Below are 12,192 nucleotides of genomic sequence, written 5' to 3'. Positions count from 1 at the left end.
GGCGTCCTTAGATCTGCCGAGCGTGGCGGTCACCGGTAGGTACCGGCGAACCGTTGCAACGCCTCTCGGCGGTAATAAAGTCTACGTGGTCACTTCGCGTCGGGACGAATGCCCCCGGCCGGCCGACCCGGCCGGTCCGGCACAGCCCATGATCTTTGCGCAGGCCTTAGGCTGGGTTGGTGACCCGACCGGAGGACGGCACCGCGTTTCCCGACCTGCACGACACCATCGTGGTGGCCGCGTTCGAGGGCTGGAACGACGCAGGTGATGCCGCCAGCGACGCGGTAGCGCATCTGTCCAGCATCTGGGGGGCCCGGCTGATCGTCGACATCGACGACGAGGCCTACTACGACTACCAGGTGAATCGGCCGGTGATCCGCCAGCTCGACGGCGTCACCCGCGAGCTGGTGTGGCCGTCGATGCGTATTTCGCACTGCCGGCCGCCGGGCAGCGACCGCGACATCGTGCTGATGCACGGCGTGGAGCCGAACATGCGCTGGCGGACGTTCTGCGCCGAACTGCTGGCGGTCATCGAACAACTCGACGTGGACACCGTGGTGATTTTGGGTGCGCTGCTGGCCGACACTCCCCACACCCGTCCGGTGCCGGTGTCCGGGGCGGCGTACTCGGCGGAGTCGGCGACCCGCTTCGGCCTGACCGAGACCCGCTACGAGGGGCCCACCGGGATCACCGGAGTGTTCCAGGACGCCTGCGTGGCGGCCGGGATTCCCGCGGTGACGTTCTGGGCGGCGGTGCCGCATTACGTCTCGCAGCCACCCAATCCCAAGGCGACGGTCGCGCTGCTGCGCCGCGTCGAGGACGCCCTCGACGTCGAGGTGCCACTGGGCGACCTGCCGGCCCAGGCCGAGGAGTGGGAGCAGGCGGTCACCGAGATGGCCAGCGAGGACGACGAGATCGCCGACTACGTGACCTCACTGGAGGAACGCGGCGACGCCGAGGTCGACATGACCGAGGCGCTGAACAAGATCGACGGCGACGCGCTGGCCGCCGAGTTCGAACGCTATCTGCGCCGGCGCCGGCGTTGACTCAGTTCTCGATGGAACCGGTGTAGGTGCTGGTGGAGCGGCCCAGCGCGGCGACCTCGGCGTCCATCCGGGGCACCGCCTCGGCGGCGACACTGCGGATCGGCGCCTCACCGAACTTGCTGGACAACAGCGGCTTGAGCCAGCGGAACAGCCCCACCCAGCCCGGGCAGTAGACCCGGGTGCGGCGCTCTTCGATGCCCTTGACGAAGGCGTCGGCGCACTCCTCGACCGACGTGGTCTTATTCAGCGGCCACGGCAGCTTGGACAGCATCTCGTTGGCGCTCGGCAGGTCCTTCTTGGTGTCGCGCACCAAGGCGGTGTCGATCCAGGACATGTGCGCCGAGCCGACGGTCACCCCGAGGTGGGCGACCTCCAGGCGCAGCGTGTTGGCCAGGTGCTCCACCCCGGCCTTGGACGCGTCGTAGGGCAGCATTCCCGGGGCGGCGGCGAACGCCGCCAGCGAGGACACGATCAGCACGTAGCCGCGGCGGTCGATGACGGCGGGCAGGGTGGCCCGCACCGTGTTGAACACCCCGACCAGGTTGACGTCGATGACCTGCCGGAACGCCGCGGGATCGACGCCGAGCACCGACCCGTAGCTGGCGATGCCGGCGTTGGCCACCACGGTGTCGATGCGGCCGAAGCGCTCGACGGCCTGTTCGGCGGCGGCCTGCATTGCCTCCAGGTCGCGCACGTCGGCTACGACGGTCAGCACCCGGTCACCGCCGAGTTCGTCGGCGAATTTCGTGAGCTGAGCCTGGTCCAGATCGGTCAGCACCAGCTTGGCGCCCTGGGCGTGCAGCTTTCGGGCCGCCTCGGCGCCGATCCCGTGCGCGCCGCCGGTGATGAAGATGACTTGGGAGTGAATGGCAACCATGCGGCCAAACTACTCCCGGCGCAGCTCGGGGCGGTAGCGCCTAGAGGGATATGCCCAGCAGGGCATCGACCGCGGTGGCCACCAGCCCCGGAGCGGCGGTGTCATGGCCGCCGTACTCCAGTGCGTCGGTAGCCCAACCATCCAGTGCGGCAAGCGCTTTGACAGTGTCCAGGTCATCGGCCAGATAACGGCGCACCCGCGCGATGACGTCCTCGGCGTTCGGCCCGGCGGGCAGCGCGGTCGCGGCACGCCAGCGGTTCAGCCGGGCTCCGGCCGCCTGCAGGGTCTCGTCGTCCCAGAACCGATCGCTGCGGTAGTGCCCGGCGAGCAGACCCAGCCGGATCGCCGCCGGCTCCACACCCTGGGCGCGCAGCTTCGAGACCAGCACCAGGTTGCCGCGGCTCTTGGACATCTTGTGCCCGTCCCAGCCGATCATGCCGGCGTGCACGTAGTGTCGGGCGAATCGGCGCTCCCCGGTGAGGGATTCGGCGTGCGCGGCGGAGAACTCGTGGTGCGGGAAGATCAGGTCGGACCCGCCGCCCTGGATGTCGAGACCGGTGCCGATGCGGCTCAGCGCGATCGCGGTGCACTCGACGTGCCAGCCGGGCCGTCCGGCGCCGAACGGTGCGGGCCAGCTCGGTTCGCCCGGCCGGGCGGCGCGCCACAGCAGGGCGTCCAGCGGATCGGTCTTGCCGTCCCGGTCCGGGTCCCCGCCGCGCTCACCGAACAACTCCAGCATGGTGGCGCGGTCGAACCCGGACTCATAGCCGAACTGATCGGTGGCGTCGGCGCGGAAGTAGACATCCGGGTGCTCCCCCTCGACGACGTAGGCCGATCCGGCGGCCAGCATCTTTTCGACCACCTCGACCACCTCGTCGACGGCCTCGGTGACCGCCACGTAGTGCTGCGGCGGGAGCACCCGCAGTGCCGTCATGTCCGCGGCGAACAGCTCGACCTGACTGGCCGCCAGGCTCGGCCAGTCCACGCCGTCGCGCTGGGCGCGTTCGAGCAGCGGGTCGTCGACGTCGGTGACGTTCTGCACGTAGTTCACCTGATGCCCCGCGTCGAGCCAGAGCCGGTGAATCAGGTCGAACACCAGGTAGGTGGCGGCGTGGCCGAGATGGGTGGCGTCATACGGGGTGATGCCGCAGACGTACATGGTGGCCGTCGGGCCCGGCGACACCGGGCGGACCTGCCGGTCGGCGGTGTCATACAGGCGCAGCGCCGGGCCGCGCCCGGGCAGGGCCGGAACAGCCGGCGCGGACCACGATTGCATGCCCTCGACTGTAAAGCCCGTCCCCTACAGGACTGTCCGCCGCATCGCGTCCAGCAGTGTGGGCGCCACCTCCGGCCGGCACATCAGCAGGTCGGGCAGGTAGGGGTCGGGGCGGTTGTAGAGCAGCGGCGACCCGTCCAGCCGCGACGCGTGCAGCCCGGCCGCCAGCACCACCCCGGCCGGAGCCGCCGAATCCCATTCCCACTGCCCGCCGGCGTGCAGGTAGGCGTCGACGTCACCGCGCACCACGGCCATCGCCTTGGCGCCCGCAGAGCCCATCAGCACCGGTTCGATCGGCAGCACCGCCCGGATGAGGCGCACCACCGCGGGCATCCGGGAGGCGCTGACCGCGACCCGAATGGGGATCGTGTCGTCGGCCGGCTCGGCGCCCGAGGTGACCGTGTCGGTGCGGAAGACGACGTTGCCGCGGGCCGGCAGCGACACCGCGGCATCGGTGATGGCACCGGCCCCGCCGGGCAGGCCGTCGCGCTGCCACAGCGCGATGTGCACCGCCCAGTCGTCGCGTCCGGGCGTGGTGAACTCGCGGGTGCCGTCGAGCGGGTCGACGATCCAGACCCGCTCGGCGTTCAACCGGGCCAGATCGTCGGGGGATTCCTCGCTGAGCACGGCGTCGTCGGGGCGCGCTTCGCGCAGCCGGTCGAGGATCAGCTGGTTGGCGCGCGCATCGCCGGCGTCGCCGAGACGCCACGGGTGACCGAATCCCACCTCGTCGCGGACCTCCAGCAACAGCTTTCCGGCCTCGACAGCGAGTTCGGCGGCCAGCGCCGCATCGGTCAGCGTCACCCTGGAAGTATCCCCGACCGCGCGGCAGCGGCCGATCGCGAGCCGGTCAGAACGCCGGCCAGGGTATCGGACGATGGCTGTTCGGGGCGGGCATCACCGGGTGCTCCAGCAGGTTCCGCACGCGCCGGCGCAGGGCGTTGAGCTCGGCGGAGGTCAGATGCGGTTCCAGCGCGGCGGCCAGCGGGCCGTTCAGCGCCTCGGCCAGCCGCGACAGCGACGGCAGCGTGTCCTCGGCCATGTCTTCGACGGGCTTGCCGGCCCAGCCCCACAGCACGGTGCGCAACTTGTCGTGCGTGTGCAGGCACACGCCGTGGTCCACCCCGTAGACCGTGCCGTCGGTGCCGCACAGAATGTGCCCGCCTTTGCGGTCGGCGTTGTTGATCACCACGTCGAAGACCGCGATGCGGCGCAGCCGGACGTCGTCGGCGTGCACCAGCACGACCGGGTCGCCGGCGTAGTCGTAGGCCCGCAGCACCGACAGATAGCCGGGCGGGATCTTGCCGACCGGCGCCAGATCGACCAGATCGGGCTCCGACGGCACGTCGTCGCTGTCGCCGGGCTGGTCCACCCACAGCTGCACCATGCCGGGTCCGGCCGGACCATCCCGAATGATCGTGTAGGGCACCAGGTTCCAGCCCAGCTCGACCGAGATCAGGTGGGCGGCGAGCTCGCGGCCGGCCAGGGTGCCGTCCGGGAAGTCCCACAGCGGCTGCTCGCCGGCGATCGGCTTGTACACGCAGTGGCTGCGGCGCGCCCCCAGCGTCGCCTCGCACAGGAAGGTGGCATTGCTCGCCGAGCGGATGCGGCCCAGGACCTCCAGCTCTCCGGAGCGCAGCGCCTCCCGATCGTCAGAGATCGACGTCATCGGGCTCATCGTCGGGCCCGAAGGCGCCCCGCCGATAGCCGTTGGTGCGGACGCAGATGTGGCCGGCCGGGTCCAGCGGCTCATCACACAGCGGGCAGGGCGGGCGGCCCGCCGAGATGACCCGGTTGGACCGGGTGGCGAACTGCCGCGCCGACTCCGGGGTCAAGAAGACCCGCACCGCGTCCGGGCCCTCCTCGGTGTCGTCGAGCACCACCGAGGCGTCGAATTCGGTGTCGCTGACCGCGAGCAGCTCGACCACCACGGTCTGCGCCTCGGAGTCCCACCCCAAACCCATGGTTCCGACCCGGAATTCGGCGTCCACCGGCGTCACCAGGGGGCTCAAGTCGTCGATCTCGGCCGGTTCCGGCGGTACCGGCGTACCGAAACGGCGGTTGACCTCCAGCAACAGCGCACCGATCCGCTCGGCGAGCACCGCGACCTGTTGTTTCTCCAGCACCACCGAGACCACCCGGTCGTCGTGCACCGCCTGCAGGTAGAAGGTGCGGTTCCCTGGTTGGCCGACGGTCCCGGCCACGAAGCGGTCGGGAGTGCGGAAGACGTGGATAGCTCGGGACATGGCATCTCCAAAATACCGGCAGTGGGCCACCACACCGGTATCTGTGTCGGCTAGGTGGTGGACCCACCGACCGCGGCGTCGCTCGAGGAGCCGTCCGGGGGTGGCGAATCCTTGACCGCGGCGGCCAGCGAGGCGCCGGTGTGGTTGAGGTGGATGACGAACGGGCGCAACGGCGTGTAGCGGATCACGCTCGCCGAGGCCGTGTCGGCGGTGATGCGCTGGAAACCGTCCAGGTGCACACCGAGTGCGTCGGCGATGACGGCCTTGATGACGTCGCCGTGGGTGCAGGCCAGCCACAGCACGTCGGCGCCGTGCCGCTCGGCCAGCTGCCGGTCGTGGTCGCGGACCGCGGCGACCGCCCGGGCCTGTACCTGCGCCAGTCCCTCGCCGTCGGGGAACACCGCCGCGCTGGGCTGCGCCTGCACCACCCGCCACAACGGCTCGCCGGTCAGCTCGCTCATCTTGCGGCCGGTCCAGGCCCCGTAGTCGACCTCGGCGAGACGCTCGTCGATCGCCGGTTGCAGCCCGAGCGCGGCGGCCAGCGGTTCGAGGGTGCTGCGGCACCGCAGCAGCGGTGAGCGCACCAGCGCCTTGATCGGCAGACCGGCGAGCCGCTCGACCAGCTGCGCGGCCTGCTCCCGTCCCCGGTCGTCGAGCTCGACGCCTTCGGAGCGTCCGGCCAGCACCCCGGCGGTGTTGGCGGTGGAGCGGCCGTGCCGCAACAGGATGACGGTCATGGCTGGGCCGCCAGCACACCGGTGGCCAGCAGGACCAGGATCGTCGTCCCGGCCAGGACCCGATACCCGACGAACCAGTACATGCTGTGGGTGACCAGGAACCGCAGCAACCAGGCCACCGCCGCCCAGCCCACCGCGAAGGCGATCAGGGTGGCCACCAGCAGTTGCGGCCCGTTGGCGCTCATCCCCGCACCGGCCGGGTGAAACGCGTCGGGCAGGGAGAACAGCCCGGAGGCGAACACCGCCGGGATGGCCAGCAGGAATCCGAATCGGGCGGCCAGCTCCCGGTCCAGGCCGGCGAACAGGCCGGCGCTGATGGTCGCCCCGGACCGCGACACCCCCGGCACCAGGGCAAGGGTCTGCGCCGAGCCCACCAGGACGGCGTCACGCCAGGTCAGCTGCTTGGCGTGGCGGGTCTGCCGGCCCAGGTATTCCGCGGCGGCGATCACCGCCGAGAACACCACCAGCGCGGTGGCCACCACCCACAGGTTGCGGACCCCGGAGCGGATCTGGTCGGTGAACACCAGGCCCAGCACGCAGATCGGGATGGTGCCGATGATGACGTACCAGCCCATCCGGTAGTCGGCTTCGCGGTCGGCGGCCAGCCGTGTCTTGGTCAGCGCCGATGCCACCCCGGACAGCCAGGCCGTGGCGATCCGGGCGATGTCCTTGGCGAAATAGACCAGCACGGCCGCCTCGGTGCCGAGCTGGGTCACCGCGGTGAACGAGGCGCCGGCGTCACCGGCGAAGAACAACCGGGACACCAGCGCCAGGTGCCCCGAGGACGAGACCGGCAGGAACTCGGTGAGCCCCTGCACGATCGCCAGGACGATGACCTGGGGCCATGACATCGCCGGTTCCAGTACCGGCACCACGACCTCGGACACGCCAAAGACCGTACCGCGGGTGTCGGCGCGGACTTCCGGAGGTGGCGCCGCCCGGTCGACCGGCGCACACTGAATTTCACCGCTGCCGTCGTCACCGGCGGTGAACCCCGGGGGCGTGTTCGACGTATTCCCCACCGGAAGGTTGGTGATGGAGATTCCGGAAGTCGGCGCCATGCGGATGCTCTATGACCAACACGCGACCGCGCTGGCCCGTTATGCCCTCCGGCTGACCGGTGACCGCTCCCGGGCCGAGGACGTCGTCCAGGAGACGTTGCTGCGTGCCTGGCAGCATCCCGAGGTCGTCGACGATGCCTCCCGATCGGCACGGGCCTGGCTGTTCACCGTCGCGCGCAACATCGTCATCGACGAATACCGCAGCATGCGGTTCCGCTCCGAAAAACTCTCGACCAACGGCGACGGGCCGCCGGACCCGCCCGGCCCGGACGACCTCGGTATGGCGCTGGACCGGATGCTGGTCGCCGACGCGATGGCCGCACTGTCCGCCGACCACCGTGCCGTGCTGCGGCGCTCCTACTACCAGGGCTGGAGCACCGCCCAGATCGCCACCGACCTGGGGATCGCCGAAGGCACCGTGAAATCGCGACTGCACTACGCCCTGCGCGCATTGCGCACTTCGCTGGACGAGATGGGGGTGACGCGATGACGCGCCGCTTCGACCCGGGGCCGATCAACGGCAACGGCAACGGTCACCCGTATTCGACCTGGGACGCCGCCTATGTGCTGGGGTCGTTGTCGAACGCCGACCGGAGCGAATTCGAGGCACACCTGGACCGCTGCTCGTCGTGCCGCGGCGCGGTGACCGAACTGGCCCCGCTGCCCCGGCTGTTGTCGCTGCTGTCCCGCGACGAGGTGACCGCCCTCGACGCCGGCCCGGCGCTGCAGCCGGTGCCGGGCACCGTAGCGTCGCCGGCCGCGGCGGCTCCCCCGGTGGAGACGGTCATGCCGTTCTTCCGGACCGGCAATTACGCCCCGGTCGCCGATGAAGCGACCGCCGTCGACCTGCCCGTCGAAGGGGCCATCCCCGCCGAACTCAACGGGTGGTACCTGCGCAACGGCCCGAATCCACGCACCGCCGGCGGCCACTGGTGCATCGGCGACGGCATGGTGCACGGGATCCGGCTGATCCACGGCCGAGCGGCCTGGTACCGCAACCGGTGGGTGCACACCGACAGCTTCGAGCATCCGGCCCCGCTGTACGGCGCCGACGGCCGCCGCAACCTGCGCTCCAGCGTCGCCAACACCCACGTGGTGCGCCATGCCGGAAAGACCCTGGCGCTGATGGAGACGTCGCTGCCCTACCAGATCACCAACGATCTCGAGACGTTGGGCGCCTACGATTTCGGCGGCAAGCTGGCCGACGCGATGAACGCGCATCCCAAGATCTGCCCCGACACCGGTGAACTGCACTTCTTCGGGTACGGCAGCCTGGTGCAGCCGCACGTCACCTACCACCGTGCCGGCGCCGACGGTGAGCTGACCATCAGCCGGCCCATCGACGTTCCGGCGCTCACCTTGATGCACGACTTCGCGCTCACCGCCGAGCACATCGTGTTCCTGGACCTGCCCCTGCTGTTCGACCTGGATCTGGCCGTGACCATGGCCGACAACCAGGATCTGCCGTACCGGTGGGACGACTCCTACGGCGCCCGGCTGGGCGTCCTGCGCCGCGATGACCCGTTCGGGGAGCTGCGCTGGTTCGACATCGACCCGTGCTACGTCTTCCACATCGTCAACGCCTACGACGTCACATCGCCGACGGGTGATTCGATTGTGCTGCAAGTGATCCGATACCCGGAGCTGTGGCGCGACGACAGCGCGTTCGATGCCTCCGCGGCGCTGTGGCGCTGGACGATCGACCTACGGACCGGCACCGTCGAACAGACCCAGATCGATGACCGCGGCGTGGAGTTCCCGCGCATCGACGAGCGGCGATACGGCCGCCCGGCCCGCTACGCCGTCACCGTCGGCACCAACACCCTGGTCCGCTACGACCTGCGCGACGGCAGCGCCGAGGAGCACCGGTTCGGCGGCAACGGTCCGCGCGGGGCCGCCGATGAGGCGATCTTCGTCCCGGCCGACGGCCGGCCCGACGACGAACTGGCCGGTTGGTACCTGAGTTACGTCTACGACCCGTCCCGCGACGCCAGCGACCTGGTGATCATCGACGCCGCCGACTTCACCGGCGAGCCGGTGGCCCGCGTCCGGCTGCCGCGGCGGGTGCCGCACGGATTTCACGGCAACTGGATCACCGCCTGATCGCCGCGGCGGTGAACCAGCCGGGGTGGTCGTTCGTGTCATCACCGGGAGGTAAGTCGCATGCCTATTGCCGCAGTCGCGGTCACCGACACGGTGAGCTCCAGAGACGCCCAGATCACGGCGCTCTACGACGAGCACGCGGCGGCCCTGCGGCGCTATGTCCTGCGATTGACCGGGGACCGGGGCCGGGCCGAAGACATCGTCCAGGAGACGCTGCTGCGGGCCTGGACGCACCTGGAGATCACCGGGAGCTCGGCCCGCGCCTGGTTGTTCACCGTCGCCCGCCACCTGGTGATCGACCAGAGCCGCAGTTCCCGGGCGCGCCACGAGGTCGGCTCGCTCGAGGACGCCCCCGAGCCCGCGGGCCCCGATGAGGTCAACGCGACCCTGGATCGGATGCTGATCACCGAGGCGTTCGTGCGCCTGTCGCCGGAGCATCGCGAGGTGATCCGCCGGTCGTACTACGCCGGCTGCACCACCGCACGCATTGCTGCCGATCTCGGGATCGCCGAGGGTACCGTGAAGTCGCGGCTGCACTACGCCATCCGGGCGCTGCGGCTCGCATTACAGGAGATGGGGGTGACCCGATGACACAGAAGTGGGGTCACGCCACGCCGGAAGGGCGCGGTGGGCCCGGTGACGCACCGGACATCGGACATGCCTACGCGATGTGGGATGCCGCCTACGTGTTGGGCTCGCTGTCGGCGACCGACCAGGAGGAATTCGAAGGGCACCTGAGCGAGTGCCCGTGGTGCCAAGGCGCGGTCGCCGATCTCGAGGGGGTGCCGGCGCTGTTGTCGCACCTGGACCTCGAGGATGTGGCGTTGCTTGATGCGGACCGCGACGAGAACCCGCTACCGGCGCTGTCCGCGCCGCGGCGCCACTACCGGCCGCGGCTGTCGTGGGTGAGCTCCGCGGCCGCGGCCGCCGTACTGGCCACCGGCGTGTTCGTCGGTGTCGCCACTCAGTCGCCGCCGCCGGCGAAAGTCGCGGCGATGCCGATGGCCCAGGTCAACACCGCACTGCTGGCCTCGACGGTCTCGCTCAGCGATCAGGACTGGGGCACGCTGATCGAGCTGCGCTGCGTCTGCCTCGCCGACAGCAGCGCCCCGCATGACCTGCTGGCGATGGTCGTCGTGGGCCGTGACGGCAGCCGCAACCGCCTGGCCAGCTGGGTGGCCAATCCCGGCCATACCGCGACACCCACCGGTAGCACCTCGATGTCGGCCGATCAGATCGCCTCGGTGCAGGTGGTGTCCGCCGACAGCGGCGAGGTGCTGTTGCAGCGCACGCTGTGATCCGAAGCGCACGCTGTGATCCGAGTAGCGGATCAGCGCGCCAGGCTGTGCACCATGCCGCCGAACACCCCGGGCAGGGCCGCGCAGGCCGGCACGATGGCTCGCCGGGCCGCGCGCGGTGCACTGGCCAGCACCAGCGTCCGGGTCACCAGACGGTAGTGGCGGGTGATCCGGTGCCACGCCTGCTCGTAGGACGCCGGGGTGTCGTCGACGATCGCGGCCACGGCCGCCGCGGCCTGCTTGACGGCCAGGCTGATACCTTCGCCGGTCAACGCGTCCTCATAGCCGGCGGCGTCGCCCACCAGCAGCACCCGGCCGGCGACCCGGCGCGAGACGACTTGTCGCAGTGGGCCGCACCCGCGGGCCGGACCATGCCCGCAGTCCCGCAGGTGGCGGGCCAGCCAGGGGAACCAGGACAGGTCGGGGCGGCGTGAGGACAAGATGGCCACTCCCACCAGATCCGGCTGCACCGGCGTGACATAGGCCTCGCCCCACCGCGACCAGTGCACCTCGACGAATTCCGACCACGCCGGCACCGCGTAGTGCCGGCGCACCCCGTAGCGCCGGGGCGCTCCGGCCACCACAGAAATCCCGACCGCACGACGCACCGCGGAGTGCAGTCCGTCGGCGCCGATGAGCCACCGCGCCCGGATCCCCGCCGCCGTCACCCCGTACCGGTCCTGCTCGACGCCGGAGACCTTTTCGGTAACCCATTGGGCCCCTTGCTCTTTAGCGCGTGCGGTGAGCGCGGCCTGCAATGTGGTGCGCCGCACCCCCTGACCCAGTGGACCGGAGAACCGCGCTTCGGCCCGGTGCCGCTCACCGACGTAGGCGATACCGGCCAGCGGCATCCCCGCCGGGTCGATCCCGAGCGCGGCCAGTTCCGCCACACCGCCGGGCATCAACCCCTCCCCGCAGGCCTTGTCGATCGGGTCGGCGCGTGGTTCGGCCACGATCACCGAAAGCCCCGCCCGGCGGGCACACAGCGCGGCGGCCAGACCGCCCGGGCCGCCGCCGGCAACCACGATGTCCGCGTCGAAGGTCGTCATGCATACCCCAGCGCGTCGTTCTCCACCCGAATCCGAACCACCAGCAGCACCGCGTTGGCCACCCCGAAAGCCAGGGCGGTCAGCCAGGCGGAGTGCACCAGCGGCAGAGCCAGCCCCTCAGCCACCACCGCCACATAGTTGGGGTGATGCAGCCACCGGTAGGGCCCGGCCCGCACCAGGTCGGCCTGCGGGATCACGATCACCCGGGTGTTCCATCGCCGGCCCAGCGTGGCGATACACCACCAGCGCAGCGCCTGGCTCGCGATGACCACCGCCAGCATCGGCCAGCCCAGCCGTGGGATGAAAGCCCGTGGGGCCACCCACACCTCGATCAGGCACCCGGCCAGCAGCGCCGCATGCAGCACCACCATCACCGGGTAGTGGCTGCGCCCGAACTCCGCGCCACCCTGGGTGAACGCCCAGGCGGCGTTGCGCCGCGACACCACCAGCTCTACAAGCCGTTCGATCCCGACCACGACGATCAGCAGGGTGTACATGG

General features: G+C 70.6%; 14 protein-coding genes. 5 read left to right on the top strand and 9 right to left on the bottom strand.

The window, feature by feature from the left end:
* Positions 1-179: 179 nt before the first annotated feature.
* Positions 180-1,046, top strand: a complete 867-nt coding sequence (locus BST28_RS04605; RefSeq protein ID WP_019734849.1) for a PAC2 family protein — start codon at positions 180-182, stop codon at positions 1,044-1,046.
* A 1-nt stretch (position 1,047) separates the two neighbouring features.
* On the opposite strand, the gene BST28_RS04600 is transcribed toward BST28_RS04605, so the two are convergent.
* From BST28_RS04600 to BST28_RS04570, 7 genes are read right to left on the bottom strand one after another with little or no spacing between them, the layout of a single operon-like run.
* Complete coding sequence (locus BST28_RS04600) at positions 1,048-1,923, bottom strand: SDR family oxidoreductase (protein WP_083080142.1); 876 nt, start codon at positions 1,921-1,923, stop codon at positions 1,048-1,050.
* A gap of 40 nt (positions 1,924-1,963) precedes the next feature.
* Entirely contained in the window at positions 1,964-3,199 is a 1,236-nt protein-coding gene (gene mshC, locus BST28_RS04595) for a cysteine--1-D-myo-inosityl 2-amino-2-deoxy-alpha-D-glucopyranoside ligase (protein WP_083080140.1), read from the bottom strand.
* Between the two features lie 24 nt (positions 3,200-3,223).
* Positions 3,224-4,003 (bottom strand): 3'(2'),5'-bisphosphate nucleotidase CysQ, encoded by a 780-nt coding sequence (locus tag BST28_RS04590; RefSeq protein WP_019739058.1) that lies wholly within the window; start codon positions 4,001-4,003, stop codon positions 3,224-3,226.
* 46 nt (positions 4,004-4,049) lie between these two features.
* Entirely contained in the window at positions 4,050-4,868 is an 819-nt protein-coding gene (locus BST28_RS04585; protein ID WP_083080139.1) for an Rv2133c family protein, read from the bottom strand.
* Positions 4,852-5,445 carry an Rv2134c family protein gene (locus BST28_RS04580; RefSeq protein WP_019739060.1) on the bottom strand — a complete coding sequence of 198 codons (594 nt, stop codon included), beginning with the start codon at positions 5,443-5,445 and terminating at the stop codon, positions 4,852-4,854. Before BST28_RS04580 ends, BST28_RS04585 begins: the two co-directional genes overlap by 17 nt.
* A gap of 50 nt (positions 5,446-5,495) precedes the next feature.
* On the bottom strand, positions 5,496-6,182 hold the full coding sequence (locus BST28_RS04575) for a histidine phosphatase family protein (RefSeq protein WP_083080137.1): 687 nt from the start codon (positions 6,180-6,182) through the stop codon (positions 5,496-5,498).
* Positions 6,179-7,033, bottom strand: coding sequence for an undecaprenyl-diphosphate phosphatase (locus tag BST28_RS04570; protein WP_083080183.1), 855 nt, complete (start codon positions 7,031-7,033; stop codon positions 6,179-6,181). The genes BST28_RS04575 and BST28_RS04570 overlap by 4 nt, the downstream gene beginning before the upstream one ends.
* A 184-nt stretch (positions 7,034-7,217) precedes the next feature.
* Between BST28_RS04570 and BST28_RS04565 the strand changes: the two genes are divergently transcribed.
* From BST28_RS04565 to BST28_RS04550, 4 genes are all read left to right on the top strand, one after another.
* Positions 7,218-7,733 (top strand): sigma-70 family RNA polymerase sigma factor, encoded by a 516-nt coding sequence (locus tag BST28_RS04565; RefSeq protein WP_083080136.1) that lies wholly within the window; start codon positions 7,218-7,220, stop codon positions 7,731-7,733.
* Positions 7,730-9,346 (top strand): carotenoid oxygenase family protein, encoded by a 1,617-nt coding sequence (locus BST28_RS04560; protein ID WP_083080134.1) that lies wholly within the window; start codon positions 7,730-7,732, stop codon positions 9,344-9,346. Before BST28_RS04565 ends, BST28_RS04560 begins: the two co-directional genes overlap by 4 nt.
* Before the next feature lie 60 nt (positions 9,347-9,406).
* Complete coding sequence (locus tag BST28_RS04555; RefSeq protein WP_083080133.1) at positions 9,407-9,937, top strand: sigma-70 family RNA polymerase sigma factor; 531 nt, start codon at positions 9,407-9,409, stop codon at positions 9,935-9,937.
* 77 nt (positions 9,938-10,014) lie between these two features.
* A complete protein-coding gene (locus tag BST28_RS04550; RefSeq protein ID WP_083080131.1) occupies positions 10,015-10,644 on the top strand; it encodes an anti-sigma factor family protein in 630 nt (209 codons plus the stop codon).
* Positions 10,645-10,676: 32 nt separating this feature from the next.
* Here the strand turns inward: BST28_RS04550 and BST28_RS04545 are convergent, their stop codons facing one another.
* Both BST28_RS04545 and BST28_RS04540 read right to left on the bottom strand, forming a co-directional pair.
* A complete protein-coding gene (locus BST28_RS04545; protein WP_083080130.1) occupies positions 10,677-11,693 on the bottom strand; it encodes an NAD(P)/FAD-dependent oxidoreductase in 1,017 nt (338 codons plus the stop codon).
* On the bottom strand, positions 11,690-12,190 hold the full coding sequence (locus BST28_RS04540; protein ID WP_083080128.1) for an isoprenylcysteine carboxyl methyltransferase family protein: 501 nt from the start codon (positions 12,188-12,190) through the stop codon (positions 11,690-11,692). Before BST28_RS04540 ends, BST28_RS04545 begins: the two co-directional genes overlap by 4 nt.
* Positions 12,191-12,192 lie beyond the last annotated feature (2 nt).

Source organism: Mycolicibacter kumamotonensis, from assembly GCF_002086285.1.
GTDB classification, from domain to species: domain Bacteria; phylum Actinomycetota; class Actinomycetes; order Mycobacteriales; family Mycobacteriaceae; genus Mycobacterium; species Mycobacterium kumamotonense.
Note: the sequence above shows the minus strand (reverse complement) of the source record. Positions and strands in the feature narration are given on the sequence as shown.